At 66.7% G+C, this 16156-nt stretch carries 19 protein-coding genes and 1 pseudogene; all 20 read right to left on the minus strand.

Going from position 1 to position 16156, the window contains the following annotated elements:
- Positions 1 to 6 precede the first annotated feature (6 nt).
- Complete coding sequence (locus tag BM43_RS41400; protein WP_036048648.1) at positions 7 to 2649, minus strand: phage tail tape measure protein; 2643 nt, start codon at positions 2647 to 2649, stop codon at positions 7 to 9.
- Positions 2646 to 2765 (minus strand): GpE family phage tail protein, encoded by a 120-nt coding sequence (locus tag BM43_RS39385; RefSeq protein WP_036048646.1) that lies wholly within the window; start codon positions 2763 to 2765, stop codon positions 2646 to 2648. Before BM43_RS39385 ends, BM43_RS41400 begins: the two co-directional genes overlap by 4 nt.
- Before the next feature lie 8 nt (positions 2766 to 2773).
- Entirely contained in the window at positions 2774 to 3109 is a 336-nt protein-coding gene (locus BM43_RS24370) for a phage tail assembly protein (RefSeq protein WP_036048644.1), read from the minus strand.
- 69 nt (positions 3110 to 3178) lie between these two features.
- Entirely contained in the window at positions 3179 to 3688 is a 510-nt protein-coding gene (locus BM43_RS24375) for a phage major tail tube protein (protein WP_013696219.1), read from the minus strand.
- A 27-nt stretch (positions 3689 to 3715) separates the two neighbouring features.
- Positions 3716 to 4888, minus strand: coding sequence for a phage tail sheath protein (locus BM43_RS24380; RefSeq protein WP_025097759.1), 1173 nt, complete (start codon positions 4886 to 4888; stop codon positions 3716 to 3718).
- A 280-nt stretch (positions 4889 to 5168) separates the two neighbouring features.
- Positions 5169 to 5798, minus strand: a pseudogene (locus tag BM43_RS24385) (tail fiber assembly protein); the annotation flags it as partial.
- Positions 5799 to 5816: 18 nt separating this feature from the next.
- Complete coding sequence (locus tag BM43_RS24390; RefSeq protein ID WP_036048640.1) at positions 5817 to 8405, minus strand: phage tail fiber protein; 2589 nt, start codon at positions 8403 to 8405, stop codon at positions 5817 to 5819.
- A 2-nt stretch (positions 8406 to 8407) separates the two neighbouring features.
- Positions 8408 to 8965, minus strand: coding sequence for a phage tail protein I (locus BM43_RS24395; protein ID WP_036035313.1), 558 nt, complete (start codon positions 8963 to 8965; stop codon positions 8408 to 8410).
- The gene (locus BM43_RS24400; RefSeq protein WP_036048639.1) at positions 8943 to 9848 is read right to left on the minus strand and encodes a baseplate J/gp47 family protein; all 906 of its coding nucleotides are present in this window, start codon (positions 9846 to 9848) and stop codon (positions 8943 to 8945) included. Before BM43_RS24400 ends, BM43_RS24395 begins: the two co-directional genes overlap by 23 nt.
- Positions 9845 to 10207 (minus strand): GPW/gp25 family protein, encoded by a 363-nt coding sequence (locus tag BM43_RS24405; protein WP_025097764.1) that lies wholly within the window; start codon positions 10205 to 10207, stop codon positions 9845 to 9847. Before BM43_RS24405 ends, BM43_RS24400 begins: the two co-directional genes overlap by 4 nt.
- Positions 10204 to 10899: a phage baseplate assembly protein V gene (locus BM43_RS24410; protein WP_036052908.1), complete on the minus strand. Its 696-nt coding sequence runs from the start codon at positions 10897 to 10899 to the stop codon at positions 10204 to 10206. The genes BM43_RS24405 and BM43_RS24410 overlap by 4 nt, the downstream gene beginning before the upstream one ends.
- A gap of 233 nt (positions 10900 to 11132) precedes the next feature.
- A complete protein-coding gene (locus BM43_RS24415) occupies positions 11133 to 11549 on the minus strand; it encodes a phage tail protein (protein ID WP_036048637.1) in 417 nt (138 codons plus the stop codon).
- Positions 11542 to 11799 carry an Rz1-like lysis system protein LysC gene (gene lysC / locus BM43_RS42350; RefSeq protein WP_230676239.1) on the minus strand — a complete coding sequence of 86 codons (258 nt, stop codon included), beginning with the start codon at positions 11797 to 11799 and terminating at the stop codon, positions 11542 to 11544. The genes BM43_RS24415 and lysC overlap by 8 nt, the downstream gene beginning before the upstream one ends.
- Positions 11684 to 12133: an Rz-like lysis system protein LysB gene (gene lysB, locus BM43_RS24425; RefSeq protein WP_036048634.1), complete on the minus strand. Its 450-nt coding sequence runs from the start codon at positions 12131 to 12133 to the stop codon at positions 11684 to 11686. The genes lysC and lysB overlap by 116 nt, the downstream gene beginning before the upstream one ends.
- Entirely contained in the window at positions 12130 to 12942 is an 813-nt protein-coding gene (locus BM43_RS24430; RefSeq protein WP_013696230.1) for an N-acetylmuramidase domain-containing protein, read from the minus strand. The genes lysB and BM43_RS24430 overlap by 4 nt, the downstream gene beginning before the upstream one ends.
- The gene (locus tag BM43_RS24435) at positions 12939 to 13211 is read right to left on the minus strand and encodes a phage holin family protein (RefSeq protein WP_013696231.1); all 273 of its coding nucleotides are present in this window, start codon (positions 13209 to 13211) and stop codon (positions 12939 to 12941) included. Before BM43_RS24435 ends, BM43_RS24430 begins: the two co-directional genes overlap by 4 nt.
- Position 13212: 1 nt before the next feature.
- Complete coding sequence (locus BM43_RS24440) at positions 13213 to 13557, minus strand: putative holin (protein ID WP_013696232.1); 345 nt, start codon at positions 13555 to 13557, stop codon at positions 13213 to 13215.
- A 15-nt stretch (positions 13558 to 13572) separates the two neighbouring features.
- The gene (locus BM43_RS24445) at positions 13573 to 13779 is read right to left on the minus strand and encodes a tail protein X (protein WP_013696233.1); all 207 of its coding nucleotides are present in this window, start codon (positions 13777 to 13779) and stop codon (positions 13573 to 13575) included.
- On the minus strand, positions 13776 to 13970 hold the full coding sequence (locus tag BM43_RS24450; protein WP_036035325.1) for a hypothetical protein: 195 nt from the start codon (positions 13968 to 13970) through the stop codon (positions 13776 to 13778). Before BM43_RS24450 ends, BM43_RS24445 begins: the two co-directional genes overlap by 4 nt.
- 510 nt (positions 13971 to 14480) lie before the next feature.
- Complete coding sequence (locus BM43_RS24455; protein ID WP_036048632.1) at positions 14481 to 14876, minus strand: hypothetical protein; 396 nt, start codon at positions 14874 to 14876, stop codon at positions 14481 to 14483.
- Positions 14877 to 16156: the final 1280 nt, after the last annotated feature.

Genomic DNA, 16156 nt, shown 5'->3' on the forward strand with positions numbered 1-16156 from the left:
TCCGGGTTAGTCGGTCAGTGCGGCGGTGGCGCGCTGTTGCTGTTCGCGCGCACGTTTGTCGAGTTCGTTCCTGACGAGTTGCGCGACGGCCTGCGCGTCGACGCCGGGCGGCGCATAGACGTTGATCACGGTCGGCGCGGTTGGCACCGCCACGACGGCCGGCGTGGCCGGGCGCGAGGCGTTGAGGGGCGCGCGCAGGTCGAAGGGCGTGGTCGACCGGGCCGGCATGGCGACCGGCGCGAGCGGTGACGGCAGGGCTGCGCTCGCCAGGCTGGAGGTGACGAACAATTGGCCGGCCGTCAGCGCGCCGACCATCATGCTGGGCAGTTTCGAGGGATCGCCCTTCGACGCGGCCGCGATCCTGGTGTGGTCCACCAGGGTGGGCGCGTCCGGCCCGCTTGCGCCGGCCGCCTTGGCGCCGGACCCGGGCTTGCCCTGGTTGAAAGCACGATAGACGCCCATCCCCAGCTCGAACACCGAGTACAGGGTGCTGATGAGCCGGATGGGTGGCCACAGCTTCGCGGCGAAGCCGCCGATCTTCAGGGCGGTGCCGAGCACACCGCCAGCCGCGCTGGCCGTTCGGACCACGCCCAGGGCCGCGGTCGCCTTCGAGACCACGGTGCTTGCCACGCTCCCAAGCATGCCGAGCAGGCGCGCGCCGAGGGGGGCGGCGGTTTTCGCGGCCGTGGCCGCCGCCGGCAAGGTCGAGACGGCCGCGGTGGCGGCGCGCGCCGCCGGACCGGCCAGAACCACGCCTCGCGCGACTGTCGGCGCGGCCTGCGCGAGCGCACGCGCGGCCGGGGTGGCGGCTGCCGCGCCACGGGCTGCGGTCACGCCGACGGCACCAGCGGCACCAGCAGCAACGCGGCCGCCAAGCACCATCGAGGCGATGGCCCGTGCCGCCGACAGGAGCCCATACCCCTTGGTGATCAGGCCGCCGACGCTGAGCGCCAGTCCGCCGACCACGGCCACCGTCGAGCCGACCACCTTGGCGGCGCCGGGATGCGCGTTGACGGTATCGATCACCGATCGCATGCCCGCCTGAGCCAGACCGATGCCCGCGTCGTGGACCGGCTGGACGCTTTCCCCGGCTTGCTGCTTGAAGGTGCCGACCTGGGCGTGAAGGATCGCCTCGTTGCCGCGCGTCGTCTTGCTGGCCGCCGCGACCGTGGTATCGAGGCCGGCTGCCTTTTGTGCCCTGGTCGTGTCGGCTTGAATATCGGCCAGGTGAGAATAGAGCGACTTCATGTAGGTCGCGGCGGCCGGATTGGTAAAGAGCGAATCGATCCTGGCGACGATCTGCGCATCGTCCTTGATGCCCATGTCGTTCCATCGCTTGACCCGTGCCGCCAGCCAGTCGGCTGGCGCCGCGCGCAGCGTCTTGGCCTCGGTCAGTGCGTCCTGCTGGAAACTTGTCGCCGCGCCGGAGGGGTCGCGATTGATTTTCCGGGGATCGACCAGCCCCTCGTCGATCAGGTTGCTGATGTTTTTCGGGCTCAGCTTGTGGCCGTCGGCCAGGCTATCGATGACGGCCGCGAATCCCTTGCCGGCGTCCTTGCCGCCGAGCTCGTCGATGACCGACTTCGATTGAATATAAAGCGCGTTCGATCCCAGGCCCTTGACCGCGGCACCGCCGGCCTTCGCGAACTTGGCGTACTGGTCGGCATCGACGTCGCCCTTGTTCATGGCGATGAGTCGATGAATCGCGTCGATTTCAGGGGTTGCCGTCTTTTCGTCCTTGAGACCGTCACGTCCCTGGGCGAGGTCCAGCAGGCTCGCGAATTTGGCATCGCGGATCTTCGCTTCCGCCTCGTCGTTCATCGAGGCATTCGCGAAATGCTCCTTGCCGCGGGCCTCGGCGATCTGCGTTGCCAGCGCGAAGTTGTCGGTCTTCTGCAGCGCGTCGCTGATCAGCGCGAAGTTTTCGTCGCGACTGACCCCCGGCATCGACTTGGTGCGCGCATAGCGCTCGGCGGCCTCGATGGTCTGTGGCGCCGCCCCCGATACCTGCATTTGCAGGCGCACGTCGTCGAAACTCTTCTGCTCGCCCATCACGACGCGGACATTGTCGAGGATGGCCTTGCCGGCCCCCTGCAGTTTCTCGCCGCCGTCCTTGATCTCCGCGGCGCGCTTGCTGCGCCGTTCGCGGCGGGTTTCCTCCCTGGTGGCCTGCTCGAGGGAACTGGTGGTCGCCTCGATATTGCGCTTCAGCGCGCGCTGCTGGGCGGCCAGGTTGCGCGTATTGAGGCCGGCCTCGCCGAGTTCGGAGGAGAGTGCGCCGACGGCGCGCGTCTGGCTGCGCTGCTTCGCCTCGAGCTCGCCGACCGCGCCGCTGGCATTGGCCAGCGCCGCGACCAGGCGCTGCGACGGCTGTCCCGAGCTCTGGAGCGAGCGCGAAAGCGTACCGACCCGTTCGCGCGCATCGGCGAGCGCCCGGTTGGTATCGCCCAGTTCGCCGCGCATCGCGCGCAGCGACTTTATCGATTCCTGTTGCTTGCCGAGCTTCTCGAGCTCGGCCTTCAGCGAGGCGACGTCCTCGCTCGCCTGCTCCGCGGGTTGCGACACGCCGCGATTGAGCGAGTCCTGGATCGACTTCGTCCAGGCGGTGATGGTGTCCAGCATCACGCGCAGGTTGTCGGCGTTGTTCATGTTTCCTCGTATCCGCTACGTATCCGCGCGCGTTCGCGCCAGTCCATCAGCTCCGCCAGGGAGAAGCCGTCCATCTCGCGCGGCGTCCAGTGGAACACCGTCGCGATATCCGCCATCGCGTCTTCTACGCGCTCGGGGATTCCATGCTCGCTTTGAGCGCCTTCGGCATCAAAAAACCGGCGAAGATACCTCCCAGCGCAACCAGGTCGGCCGGGTCCATCGCATGCACGTCGGCGGGCGTCAGCGCCGGGCTCGTGATGCGCGGCAGCACCTTGCACAGCGCGTCGACGTCGAGGTTGACGAGCGCCGACAGCGAGGTGCCGCGCAGCGCGCCGGCATCGGGCTTGGCCAGCGTCACCTGGGTGATCGTCTGCTCGCCGCGCGCGATCGGCGTGTCGAGCGTGTGCGTGTTCGTGGCGTTGTCGCTGGTGCTCGTCGGATCCTGGTTTTCCGTGTTCATGTCGTCACTCATGGTGGCTAGGTTGAGGTGAGGGAAAGCGGTGCCGCGCCGGTCGGCGCGGCCGGGGTGTTACAGGCCGATCGCGTTGCGCAGGCCGGAGGCTAGGTCCGTGCCGTTGACGTTCTCGATCATGTTGATGAAGTCGAGTTCGATCAGCACGAAGCCGTTGATCGACAGCTTGTAGTAGCTGGCGTTGGTCGTGACCTTGAAGCTGGTGTCGTCCTTGACCTTGGCCTTGCCCATGTCGATTTCCTCGTGGCGGCCGCGCACCACGATCTCGACCGAGTCGTACTTCGCGCTGTCCTCGGCCTGGTAGGCGCCGGCGAAGCGCAGCAGCACGCCGTCGTGGGTGGTGATGCCCCACTGGCCGAGCACGTCTTCCATGAAACCGCCGCAGGTCCAGACCAGCTGGATTTCCTCGTTGCCGAGGTCCAGCTTGACCGGGCCGCTCATGCCGGCGCCCTGCCAGGATTCGGTCTTGCGTTTGAGCTTGGGCAGCTCGAGTTCCTGCACCTCACCGGCGAAACGGTTGCCGTTGTAGAACAGGTTGAAATTCTTGAGTTTGCGTGGCATTCCCATCGTGTCTGACTCCAGGTTGGGCCGTGGTTAGGCCGTCACGCGATCGGCGAAGGTCGCGAGATAGCGGTCGGTGAAGCGCTGGCGCAGCATCAGGTTCTCGAGCGGCGGCACCGGCGTGTAGTCGTAGTCGATGTACATCGCGCCCGAGGCGAGCTCGTCGGAGGTGTTCGGCTCCGGGTCGTACCAGGAGCTGCCGCCGATCAGGTAGCCGTTCGAGATCTGGCGGCGGAACCAGCCGTTGATGTTCTCGATGATGTCGCGGGCCAGCGACGGGTTCAGCGCGCCGTCGACATTGCCCATCTGGGCCTCGGCCAGCGAATCGGCGATCACCTGCGCGGTGCGCGTGTAGTTCTCGAACACGAACTTGGTGTCGGCCGCGCAGGTGCGCGAGCCCCAGAAGCGGAAGCCGTTGTAGTTCACCAGCGTCGTCACTTCGTTCTCGTTCAGGTAGCCCGCGTCGGTGGCCGGGTCCTGCAGGTCCCAGGACACGTCGGCCGAGATGCCCGTCACGCCGTTGACCACGACGTTCGAGAGCGTCTTGTGCCAGCCGATGTCGTTGTCGATCTTGGCGCGCAGGCCGGCGGCGATGGCCGGTGCGGGGATCGTCACGGTGGTGCTGGTGGTGCTGTCCCAGCCGAGGAAATCCGGCCACACGACCATCAGCTCGCGCTGGCCGAACTGCTTGCGGTAGGTGACCGCGTCTTCCTTGGTCTTGCAGCCGTAGGCCGAGACGTAGACGAAGGCGCGCAGCGACTGCGCGATCGGCGCCAGCGCATTGGCCACCGCCGGCGTGTCCAGGCCCGGCGCGACCAGGATGCGCGGCTTCACGCCCAGGCTCGCCTGCGCGGTCAGCAGCGCCTTGGCGCCCGTGTACTTGCCGTCGGCGGTGACCGTGCCGATCACGTTCGAGGCGGTTTCGGCGTCGTCCTTGCCGTCCGGCACGCGCACCACGACCGTGATCGGCTTGGTCTGCTGGCCGATCGCGTTGAGCGTGCGGTACAGCGTGCCCTTGGTGCCGGCCTTGCCGAGCGCCGAGACCACGTTGGTCAGCAGCACCGGGGTGTTGAGGGGGAAGGTGGCGTCGTCGGCGTCGGAGCCCGTGCAGACGATGCCGAGCACGGCCGTCGAGACGGAGCGGATCGGCGGGCCGCCGTCCGTGACTTCGATGACGCGTACACCGTGGTGGTAATCCTGCGGCATAGCTAAATCTCCAGTGGTGAGAGGGGTTCGGGGTGATGCGGCGCGCGGCTTACGGCTGCGCGGTCGAGGTCGGCGCCGGCGCGCTGGCCGTCTCCGACGTCGATTCCTGGGTGGGCGCGGCTTGCGCGGTCGACGTCGGATCGGTGGTCGGCTGGCTGGCCGGATCCTGGGTCGGGTTCTGGGGCTGGTCCGGGGCGGCGGCGGCCTGCGTGATGCCGGCGCTCGAGTCCGTCGTCGTGCCGGTCGTCGCGTTCGTGTCGGCCGAGTTGGTCGAGCTGGTCGAGCTGGTCGGATCGGTCGGCGTCGACGTGTTCGGCGGCAGCGGCTCGGCCTTCGGCGGCACATAGGGCGCCGGCTGCGACGGCCACACGATCGCGTCGGGCGAGCTCGCACCCTCGAAGGCGGAAACCAGGGCCATCTGGTACGCGGCCCAGGCCTTGAAGTAATAGATGCCCTCGTCGTCGAGCTGGCCGGCCGCGTAGGCGTCGGCCTTGCCTTCGTTGGCCTTCTTGGCCTTGGCCATCAGCATGTCGAAGGTCTGCTGCGCGGCGGCCTGCTGCTCGGCGGCGATCACCGAGGCGGGCACCACCCAGGCGCCATCCACCCACGCGTGGCGCGGCGACGGACGCGGCTCGGTGGTCAGGCCCAGCTCGTCGGGGGTCTTGCCGGCCACCGAGATCTCGACCGGCTCGCCGGTGTCGGTGCGGTAGCAGATCCGGCCGCGATAGTCGGGCAGCAGGAACCAGGCGCCGTCGCGATAGAACGGCCAGCTGGTGGGCGTGCGCTCCGGCGGCGCGTCGAGCGTCGCGTTGGCGGGGATCAGCCAGCGGCCGTCGTTGCGCGGGTCCGCGTCGGGCTGGCCGCTGCTCAGGTACTCGCCGGTGGACGAGCTGTAGTGATGGATCAGCATGGTTGGGTGTCCGTAGGGTTAGTAGGCGCGGATCATGGCGAGCAGCGCGATGTTTCGGGGACGGGATTCGTTGCCGCCGTCGGCGTTGATGGTGATGGCGTGGGTGTGACCGCCGGCGCCGCCGATACCGACGTTGTGGCCGTGCGTGCCATCGCCTGCAAACTGGATGTTTGAGCTGGATGAGGCGATGTCGGCCGAGTCGCCGCCGCCGACGGCTTGTTCGCTGCCCGAGCCATTGGTATCGGAACCGGTCAGCGACCCGCCGTAAGGCGGTCTCAGCAGTCGGGAATAGATGCCGTTGGCGTGGTTGTGTCCTTGGTCCCAGAAGCTATGGTTGTGCCAGCCCTGTGTATCGGTCCAAGCGGTGTGGGTGTGGTCGCCCACCGCATTAGCTGTTGCACCGTGTGCATGCCAGCTGTTCTGACTGTCCTGCCAGGAGCCGATCACGCGGTTGGCGTCGATGCCGCGTGCATCGTCCCAGGCACGGATCGTTTCACCGCGCAACTCGGGTAGCCGGAAGGTGAGCGCGCTGTCGCCGGTCGAAAAGCAGCCCCAGCGTCCATTTGCCCAGTCGGCATCGGAGACCAGCGCGCCGCTGGCCTGGGCATAAGCCCATAGCTCGGGATAGTCGGCCCGGTTCACCAGCGAGCCGTTGGCTTTCAAGTAGCCGGCACGCACCGTCGCGCGCGGCTCGAAGACGATCTGGCCGACAGCGGCGGCCGAGATGGTGGAGAGCACCCATTCAGTGGTGGCAAGGCGCTGCGAACGGTCGCCCGCGGCAGGCGTCGGGCCGGACACGTTGATGTTGAAGCGCGTGCCGTTGGCCTCGAACTGGACGATCGCCTGCGAATCGCACGTGATACCGAAGCGGCCATCGCCGTTGTGAAACAAGCCAGTGTCTAGCGAGCTGTCGGTTGCAAAGACGAGGGACGGAGCGCTGGCCGTGCCGTCGTCGAGTAACAGGCGCTTGCCCAGTCCTATTGTGACGTCGCCCGAGATGGTGCCGCCGGTGCGTTTGTCGAGCGGATCGACCAGACCTTCGTGCCAGACACGCTGGCCGTCGACACGGAAGGTGCGGTCGAAAACGTAGTATTGGAACGCTCCGCTAGCAGGTGTCCACCAGCCGAAGGAGTCCTTGTTGCTATAGAGGTAGCCCGTGAGCTGTCCCAGACGGATGTGTGCCTCTGTCGCCGCCTGTCCTACCGTCAGCTCGCCTAGGATGTTGACGTTTCCGCCTGTGGTAATGCCGTTTGCGCTGCCGTCGATCATGACGCGGCCGCTGGCGTGCTCCCACGAGAACGGTCGAAAGTCACTGAATTGCCCGGTCGGATCACCTTGCTTGGTCGACAGCAGATAGGCGGAGCGACCATCGTTACGGATCATCGCACCATAGTCGCCGCTAGTGGCGCGGAAATTTGCACCGCCCGCGTCGAGTTGCTCTGAGGTGACGCCGCCTGACGCCTTGATACTGCCGGCCACCTGCAGTTGGTTGCGGCCGTCGTCGTTGGTCGTACCCACTAGGACGCGCCCCGATTGCACCACGCGCAAACGCTCCTGGCTCGCCGTGATGAGCGACGTAGTACCGTTGCCGCTGGTGCCGAGCATCGTGTTGTTGTCGCCCGTCACGGAGAAGTAGGCGGTGAAATCGTCGGTGTTGACGGTTGCGCGGGCCTTGCCCCGGCCCGCCGTCAGGGCGCCGTGCGCCGAGATATCGCCGGCCGACTGGATGGTCGAGACGCCGTCGTCATTGAGCGTGCCGAACAGCGTGCGCTGACCTTGGGTCAGACGCATCACGCGTGTCATGTTGGCATCATCGCGCCCATCGTTCGGAACGTAATTGAGATAGAAGTCGAGGTACTCGCTCCCCCACACGCCACCATTGAAACCAGCCTTGATCGAGGCGGCGAGGCGGGGTACGGTGTCTCCGAGCTTCGCATCACCGAACGTAGCCGAGAAGCGCAGCTTGCCCTCCATGCTCAGCGCTCCGCCGACGGGTGAGACATTGAGCTGCGCGCTGTCATGCCCTGCCGGGCCTTGCACCCCAATCGGCCCATTGAAGACCCCGCCGTCATACGACATATAGCGCTTGGCCGCGCCCAGCGGCGTGACCGCGCGAACATCGTCCGTGCCCGCCTTGACCTCGTCCTGCGTGGCCAGCTCGACCACGCCCTGGCGGATCGTCGTTGCCGGCGGGTTGAGAAAACTGGTGGGCCCGAACTGCAGCTGCGAGGCATCGATGCTCGCGAACACCGCATCGGCCGCCAGCAGCAGGATCGCCGAGGACGACTTCTCCATGATCGCCGTGTCCTGCACATACACGCCGAACAGCACGCCATTGTCGAGATAGAGCCCGAAGCCGAACAGCGAATACTGATCGCTCGTATCGTCCTGGATCACGACGTGGATGGTGTCGGGCGCGACGTTGTCGCCGCCGAAGGTGGTCACGCGCTTGCGCTCGTTGGGTAGCGCCTGCAGGCCGCGATCGAAGGCGAAGCTGGCCGTCGCGAGGCCGATCGAGACGACCTTGCGCGCCGTGGTGCCGGTATTGCCCTGCGCGACCAGCGCGGCCCGCCCGGCATCGGTGATTTGGATCAGGTTTCCTGCCATGTTCAGTTATCCGTGAGGTTCAGCCTGCGATAGAGAGCCGCCTGGGCGCCGGCGCCGATGCGTTGCCTGCCGCTCGCGCTGAAGCCCTGCGTGAGCGTGTAGTGCGCGCTGCCGCGCTTGGCGCGATCGACCTCGGCGATGATGTCGGCCACGTAGTCGGCCGTGACGGGCACGTTGTCCCGCTCGCCCACCGTCAGCACGATTTCGAAGGTGCCCGGCTGGCCCGGCGGCGCGGTCTCGAACCACTCGCGCATCGCCACGTTGGCGCCGAACGAGGCGCATACCTGGCGCACCGCCTCCGCCGTGCCCTTGATGCGCGCGATGCGGATCGCGGCCTTGACGCGTGCGCGCTTGACCTGCTCGGGCCAGTAGTCCTTCCAGGTCTCGACGCCCATGTGCCAGGCCAGCCACGGCAGGAAGGCGAGCGGGATGCGATCCGGGTCCATCAGCGTGTCGAGCGTGACCGGGATCGCGCCGAGCGGCGCATTGGCCTCGGCCAGGCGCTGCTCGAGCACGGTCGCGTTCGGCGGCAGCAGCTTATTCATCGGCCACTCCGCCATCGACCAGCTCGATGCCGGTGCAATACGGCGCCTGGCCGGCCGTGATCGGCACGCCGGCGGCCGGTGAGTCGAGCAGCACCTTCTGCACGCCCGGCACGCGCATCGCCGCGTAGAGGCCGTCGAGCGTCACCTCCATGCCGATCCGGTGCATGTCGTTCGCGAACTGGGTGACGCGTTTCTGCGCCTCGGCCAGCGCCACCGAGCGATCGGGGCCGGCGAAGAAGCGCAGCGTGGCGTGGATCGCGTAGGGCACGATCTCGGCGCTCTGCACGATCACCTGGTCGGCCTGCGGACGCTTGCCCTCGAGCTCGGCGCGCACGGCGTCGAGGAGGGCCGCGTCGGCGCTGCCGTCGCCGTCTCGCGACAGCACGGTGACCACCATCACGCAGGGCTCGGGGCTTTTCGCCGAGGCGGACAGCACGCGGCCGTCGGCCGAGCGCGCATGGAATTCGTAGGCCTCCTCGGGGCCGGCCACCGAGAAGCCGCGCGGCGCGAGCTGCACGCGCTCGCGCAGGCTGTCGTCGTCCTCGTAGGTCGGCGCGATGCCGTTGTCGGGGTCGCCCGCCGAGATCTGCAGGCGGTCGACGTCGAACAGCGCGGCGATATGGTCGAGCGTGGAGCCGCTCGCATAGGCCAGCAGGATGCCGCGCGCCTTGTCGTTGACCAGTTGGCGCAGCAGCATCTCGCAGTAGGCGCTTTCCTGCAGCAGCCGCGCCAGCGGCTCCGATTCGAGCGCCAGCGTGGCGGCGAGCTCGGCCTGCTGGTCGGCCGGGTAGAGCGCGAGCAGGCTCGCGCGGCGCTCGGCGTAGAGCGTCTCGAAGTCGATGGTGTCGACGATGTCGGGCGCCGGCAGCTGCGAAAGGTCGATCGGCGTCGTTCTCATGCGGGGGCTCCGTTCGTGACCGGCACGCGCAGCGTGACGGCCTCGTCGAGTTGGTCGGTCCAGCCCTCGATGTCGAGGGTCTGGCTGCCGTCGAGCGGGTCGTCGCTCGAGGCGCTCAGTTGCACGCTGCTCACCGTGAGGCGCGGTTCCCAGCGCATCAGCGCGGTGGCCGTCGCCGCGTACAGGCGCACGCGCGTGGCGCCGTTGTTGGGCGCGTCGACCAGCTCGGGCAGCTCGGAGCCGAAACTGCGGCGCTGCAGGCAGGTGCCCAGCGGCGTCATCAGGATTCGCGTGACCGATTGCGCCAGGTGGTCGGCGCCGGAGATCGAGCGGCCGGTGACCGCGTTCATGCCTTTCATGCGCCTCCCGGAAGCGGTTGACTGGTGATCGCGTTCTCGCCGCGTGCCTGGTGCGTGTGCGAGACCAGGCTGACCTGGCCGGCGACCACGTCGCCGGTGAAGGCGGCCGAGCCGTCGATGCGCATCACGTTGCCGCCGCCGTCGGTGCCGCCCTTGCCCGTCATGCCCGATTCGAAGGCGAACGGGCCCTTGACGGTCATCGCGCCGGTGCAGGTGGTGGTCTGGGCGTCGAGCGTGACCGTGTCGGCCTTCACGGTGGCCTCCCTGGTCTCGATCGTCACCGACACCGGCGCGACGACGCGCACCGTCGCGCCGGCCGGCAGCTCGGCCAGCAGCGCATGCGCGGCGTGGTCGTAGCTGATGCGCGCGCCGTCGGTATAGACGCGCGTATGCGTGTCGGGCGAGTTGTCGGGCTGCGGCGCGGCATCGGAGTAGAAGCCGCGCAGCGCGACCGCCTGCGCCGGATCGCCCATCGGCGCGAGCAGCACCACCTGTTCGCCGCGCGTCGGCGGCAGCCATTCGCGCGTCGCGCCGGCGGTGCCCGCGATCCAGGGGATCCAGTTCGTCTGCAGGCCGTCGTCGTCGGTCTCGCCGATCGCGACCCGGCACAGGCCGTTCGCATGATCGACATCGAGGATCGATCCCTTGCGTACCGCGTTGCGTGCCTTACGGTGAATTTCGTTCGCGTCCATGTCGATCATGTTGCCGTCGTGACGCTTGCCGGGCGAGTGATGGCATATGTGTTCGCATCGAGTACGTTTGGAGTCCGGATGGATTCGACGAGGCGAAGACGAATGCCGGATAAGTCGTTGCGAGTGCAACGACATGGGGAATGGAAGATTGGGGTGAGAAAGCGCAACGAGCCGCTTGAAGCGGCTCGTCGAAGATGAGGCAGAGAACAGGCGGGGTTCGACCGCTCAGGCGATCACGGCAGCCATGGCGAATCCGCGTCGATCACGTATTGAATGACACGCTTGCCGTCGGCGTCGACGCTGACCATCACGCTCTCCGACAGCTTCAGCTTGATGTCGAGGTTGACGCGATCGTCGGCCAGCAGGTTCGCGTAGAAGGTGAAGCCGGTGCGCCAGAGATCGGGATTGGCCACGATCGCGGGCTCGTTCAGGCGGATCCACTCGAGCAGGGCGATCGTCACGTTGTCGATATCGGCGGCGGTGGCCCACAGGTTGACCTCGCAGTCGTATTCGTAGTCGAACGAGGCGCTGCGCGCGCCGGTCGAGACCACTGCGCCGGCGCTGATCGACATCAGCATGGCATCGGGCGTGGCGACGAGCGCGGGCACCGCGGCGAGGATCGCGGCGCGCAGGCTGGCGGGCTTATTCATGGGCGCTCACTCCCGGGGCGATGGCGGACGCGGCGGTGCTGGCGCCGACGCCGGCCTGGCAGGCGGCCACCATGTCCACCTCGGCGGCGCAATTGGCCCAGGCCGCGCGCGCCTGGTTCAGCGCGTCGCTGAGCTCACCGTTGCTGCGCGGGTGCATCGCCGGCAGCGTGCAGCGCGTCACCGTCGCGCAGGCGTTGAGCGTAATCGTCGGCGCCGACGAGGGCGGGACTGGCGTGCAGGCGCACAACATCGTCAGGCAGGGCAGTATCGGCCCAGGCGCGAATCGCTTGGTTCTCATCGATCAGTTTCCGCAGTTGCTGTTGATAGGACGCGAGCCGCGCGTCGACCTGGCCGCGTGTGCGCTCGAGCTGCGCGCGCTGCGCATCCTGCTCGCGTACCTGGGTTGTGAGCCGCGCGATCACCGCGTCGCGCGCGTCGGCGTCCTGGCGCGCCTGGCTGGCGGCGGCCGTCGCGCCGGCCAGGCGCGCCTGCAGCAGGCGCGTGTACTCGTAGCCGGCGCCGCCCGCGGCCAGCACGGCCAGCGCGATGCCGAGCCGCAGGCCGGACAGGCTCGGCAGGCTCATGCAGCCGCCTGGTCCGCGCCGGCGTACTTCTGGTAGGCGCGCTCGAGCCGCACGTCGTAGAGATTGCGCGCGTAGTCGCGGCCGTTGTAGGCGGCGGCGAAGTCAGCCCATTTGCGGCCCTTCAGCGCCGCGAGCAGGGTCTTGTCGGCCAGGATGAAGCGCACGAAGGCGTCGAGCTGCGCGCTTTCTCCGGTTTCCATGCGCGACACGAAATCGTCGACGCTGGCGTAGCCGAGCCGCTGCCAGTGATAGCCCATGATCTGGAACGCGCCCCAGCTGGCGGCCTCGTAGGCCGAGCGCGCGTCGATCCGGGCGGCCGCGTCGAGCCGCACGTATTCGGCGGCGCCGCCCTGGTAGCCGCCGGCGCTCGGGTTGACGATGTCGGGGCTGGCGGCGGCCGCGGCGCTGGCCGCGTCCTGGCCGAGGTTGGCGACGAGCTGCCGGTACATCACGTGACGCTCGAACAGGATCTTGGGCCGGCCGTCGCCGAGGAAGCCGGCGCCGTTCGACTCCACCTCGTTGACCGCGCGCACGCAGGCGGTCGACACGCCGAGCCGGTTGGCGGCGGCCAGCAGGTCGGCGTTGGTCAGGTCGCGCGGGTCGCGCTGGCCGGTGGCGAGCGCGTTGTAGGTCTTGGGGCCGGCGATGCCGTCGACCACCAGGCCGGCGGCGGCCTGCACCGCCTTCACGGCGCGCTCGGTGGCTTCGTCGTAGATGTGGGTGACGGCGAGCGGGTAGCCGGCGCGCACCAGGCGTTGTTGCAGCAGGCCGACCTCGGCGCCGCAGTCGTTGAAATGAAGGACGTTCACGCTTGCTTGCTCCGCAGTAGATGCGCGATGTCGCCACGCGCGAGATGGACGAGGATGGCCAGCAGCACGGCGAGCGCGGCCTGGAAGAAGCCGGTGGCGCGCGCGTGCAGCAGCAGTTCGATGCCGGCGCCGCCCGAGACGGCGACGATCGCCCAGGCGGCCCAGGCGACGTGGAAGCGGTGCCGCGCGCCGTTGCGGCGATAGGCCAGCACGCGCACGATCACGGCGAGATGGGCGGCGAACGCGACCAGCGCATAGGACAGGTGCATGTCATTGCCCCTTGCGCAGGAAGGCCAGCAGGTCGGCGCTCTTGACGCGCTCGATCAGCGTGAGCGTGACGGTGATCACCAGCGCCGCGGCGAAGAACGCGGCGACGCCGGCCGAGCGGATCGGCACCACGTTCATCAGCTCGGGCGCGGCCAGGTAGCCCATCACCAGCGAGATCAGCATGTAGGCCGCGCGGCGCGCGATGCCGAGATCCTTGGCGGTGACCACCACCAGGGCGGCGCCGGCGAAGGCGCCGATCAGCGTGTCGCCGTCGATGCCGGGCGAGATGCCGACGATGCCGAGCGCGGCGAACAGCGCGGCGGCGGTGGAGATATTCGGTTCAGCCATGCGTGGTCGCCATGTTCAGTTGAAGAGTTGCAGGAGCGGGCGGACCTGGTCGATCGCCACCGGCGCGGGCATCTCGACCACGGTGCCGGCCGGCAGAGCCACGCCGAGCGCGGCGATGCCGGGATTGGCGGCCATCACCGCCTCGACCGTGCCGGAGGTGCTGCCGTAGTAGCGCCAGCACAGCGCGTCGAGCGATTCGTCCTGCAGAGCGGTGACCTTCATCGTCTTGCCTCCTGCTTGGGTTGGGCCTGGCCGCGCGCATGGCGCGAACCGGGGCTCGTCGAGCGCGGGGCGTGCACGGCCGGCGTGAGGCCTGGCGCGCCCAGGTAATGCGCGGAGATCCGCACGAAGCGCTCGACATGACGCGTCGGCGCGCTGTCGCGATACGGATTCGGGGTGTCTTGCTTCGCCATCGATGAGGCTGGACCAGGGGTGATTGAGCTGGTTTCCATGTTCGGCATTCGCGCCGGGCGGCTCAATGGACGGGGTTTGTCGGGAGGACGGGGACAGTGAAGGGCGGAGCGTGCTTCGTCGCGAGGGCGATGGCGGGCGAGGCGTAATGCGCGGGTGGGGCGGGGATGCCGTGCAGCCGGATTGCAGCTTGGGCGGGCTGGCGCGAGCTTGATTGAGGTGGCGCAGCCTTGGTTTTGCGCTGCAGCTTGCGCGCAAGTGCTTGACCGGAAAGGCTTCGCGGCGCGTCGATGAAACTCCGAAGGCAGGGGTTGCCGGCTGTCTCGAGGCAGAATCCCGGGCACCGGTGTTTCTCGAAACCGTGCTCGCGACCCGGTTGTTGAAAAATCGATAAAAAAGGTGCCTTTGATATTAATAAAGGCACCTGATAATCAAGTCGTCGATTTTCCGGGGCGGCGGATCATCGCGGCGATACCGGATTTTCATATCGCCGGATTCGCGCCGGCCTAAGCTCAGCTCGGATTGGTCGCCGTGATGAACGGATCGAACGTCATCTGGTGATTGTTTTCCAGCAGCATGGTGATGGAGTACTGGATGTTACTGCCGGCGCTGTTGACGCGACCGCCCCACACCGTACCGTCGTATTGCGGATAACGCTGCGGATTGACCATGCCGGGAATCGCGGCGCCGGTGAAACCGAGAATCGAGACGGAATCGCCCGGATTGATGGAAACGGCCGACCAGACAATGGTGTCGCCGTTCTCGCACTTGGTGCGCAGCTCGTTGCTGCCTTCCGATCCATCCCCGCTGTAGCCCGTCGAATCCACCATGAACACGTATTTCGACAGGTTGTTTTCGTCGATTGCCTTGGCGACATTGACGAGAACGTCGACATAGATGTTTGCCATGCTGATCTCCTATTTATGGAAAGTTGTCACCGACACCGTGCCCATTCAAGGACGCCCCGTAGGTATTTTTAAACGCGAAAACCACCGCAAACCTTCGGCATGGCCGAAGGAATCTACCGGTCGGACTGGGAGGGCGGTTTGCGCGATCGCTCGATATGGATGTTCGCGCGGGTTTGAATATAGTCTAGTGTTTTCGTAAAACCACCTGTTAATTCTGGCAGTTAGGGAAAGCCGTATTGTCGATGCGATATCAAAATAAAAATCTCAGGGATTCCATGGATCAATGAAATTGTTTTGTCATGTCGAATTTGATTTTTCGCTGGGAAAGTAATTTCAAACCATCTCGATCGATGAATAAGCGACTATGAATATCGATTTCATCGATGAATATGAAACTATGAAAAACCGACGATGCGGGCCGCCAGGGCGACTGACGAGCTGGCTTGCCGGTAAGGCACCTCTGGATCGATGTTTCGACTCAATAGTTGCAGGTACAACGAGATTGTCGAGCCCGCGCGATGGCCCGGAGCACGAGCGCTGGGCTGTTGCAAACAATCGTTCCCTATGCAACTACTTCGCTTCGCGTCGCGAGAGAAGGGTTCGCGTCGTAAAAAGACTGAAAGCCTTCGTTCATGAGACGCTGCGGGCAATGTAAAGCCACGCCTACAGGGGATCACGTTCACGGGGTGCACGCGAACGGCCAGCATCGGGACGACACATCGGGTCCGATGCACACCACGGCCTCGCCGCAAAACAAACGAGAACGCCAGACACTGCCGCAGGCTCGATTCATACCGCAGACGACACTGCCGCGGATGCCATCACGCATCCCTGGCGGGACGCTTGCGAGCTTCATATTCAGGATGTTGTCGCCGTTTCGCCCAGCCGATCGCGGCTGCCTGTCGTGCTTGCGCGATCGCGCGCACCGATCGGCGCCGGGGGCGAGCGCGTGTGTTCTCTCCTTCGCGCGAGTGCCCGTGCGAAGCCGGAAAACCGCGCGTGCATGTGTTTCGTAATGCTTTGGAAAGCAATTTTTCATCAACGCGACACACGATCGTTGCGGTTTCCGCATTCATTCCTGAAATTTAATAGTTCCAAGGGTTTACACCTAATCAATTTCGAATTGGCAGGCCGTTATCCCCTGCTGATGCCACGTAAGGGTCATCCCCTATTTGGCGGGTAAAACGTTTGCGCTCCGTCAAGAACGGGGCAAGGCCGACGGGGCGGGGCGATGAATCAGGAGCGTGGGCGGGAGCAGCCGGCAGGCGGGCCCGGGGCCA

Source organism: Burkholderia gladioli (assembly GCF_000959725.1).
Classification (GTDB): domain Bacteria; phylum Pseudomonadota; class Gammaproteobacteria; order Burkholderiales; family Burkholderiaceae; genus Burkholderia; species Burkholderia gladioli.

Excerpts from the sequence above, each read along its gene's own strand:
- BM43_RS24405 (WP_025097764.1), bottom strand. The coding sequence starts at position 10,207 with ATGAAAGGCATGAACGCGGTCACCGGCCGCTCGATCTCCGGCGCCGAC.
- BM43_RS24440 (WP_013696232.1), bottom strand. The coding sequence starts at position 13,557 with ATGGCTGAACCGAATATCTCCACCGCCGCCGCGCTGTTCGCCGCGCTC.
- BM43_RS24395 (WP_036035313.1), bottom strand. The coding sequence starts at position 8,965 with ATGGCGGAGTGGCCGATGAATAAGCTGCTGCCGCCGAACGCGACCGTG.
- BM43_RS24380 (WP_025097759.1), bottom strand. The coding sequence starts at position 4,888 with ATGCCGCAGGATTACCACCACGGTGTACGCGTCATCGAAGTCACGGAC.
- lysC (WP_230676239.1), bottom strand. The coding sequence starts at position 11,799 with ATGTTGTGCGCCTGCACGCCAGTCCCGCCCTCGTCGGCGCCGACGATT.
- BM43_RS24450 (WP_036035325.1), bottom strand. The coding sequence starts at position 13,970 with ATGGCGAAGCAAGACACCCCGAATCCGTATCGCGACAGCGCGCCGACG.
- BM43_RS24390 (WP_036048640.1), bottom strand. The coding sequence starts at position 8,405 with ATGGCAGGAAACCTGATCCAAATCACCGATGCCGGGCGGGCCGCGCTG.
- BM43_RS41400 (WP_036048648.1), bottom strand. The coding sequence starts at position 2,649 with ATGAACAACGCCGACAACCTGCGCGTGATGCTGGACACCATCACCGCC.
- BM43_RS24435 (WP_013696231.1), bottom strand. The coding sequence starts at position 13,211 with ATGCACCTGTCCTATGCGCTGGTCGCGTTCGCCGCCCATCTCGCCGTG.
- BM43_RS24370 (WP_036048644.1), bottom strand. The coding sequence starts at position 3,109 with ATGAACACGGAAAACCAGGATCCGACGAGCACCAGCGACAACGCCACG.
- BM43_RS24415 (WP_036048637.1), bottom strand. The coding sequence starts at position 11,549 with ATGAATAAGCCCGCCAGCCTGCGCGCCGCGATCCTCGCCGCGGTGCCC.
- BM43_RS24445 (WP_013696233.1), bottom strand. The coding sequence starts at position 13,779 with ATGAAGGTCACCGCTCTGCAGGACGAATCGCTCGACGCGCTGTGCTGG.
- BM43_RS24400 (WP_036048639.1), bottom strand. The coding sequence starts at position 9,848 with ATGAGAACGACGCCGATCGACCTTTCGCAGCTGCCGGCGCCCGACATC.
- lysB (WP_036048634.1), bottom strand. The coding sequence starts at position 12,133 with ATGAGCCTGCCGAGCCTGTCCGGCCTGCGGCTCGGCATCGCGCTGGCC.
- BM43_RS24410 (WP_036052908.1), bottom strand. The coding sequence starts at position 10,899 with ATGGACGCGAACGAAATTCACCGTAAGGCACGCAACGCGGTACGCAAG.
- BM43_RS24455 (WP_036048632.1), bottom strand. The coding sequence starts at position 14,876 with ATGGCAAACATCTATGTCGACGTTCTCGTCAATGTCGCCAAGGCAATC.
- BM43_RS39385 (WP_036048646.1), bottom strand. The coding sequence starts at position 2,765 with ATGGCGGATATCGCGACGGTGTTCCACTGGACGCCGCGCGAGATGGAC.
- BM43_RS24375 (WP_013696219.1), bottom strand. The coding sequence starts at position 3,688 with ATGGGAATGCCACGCAAACTCAAGAATTTCAACCTGTTCTACAACGGC.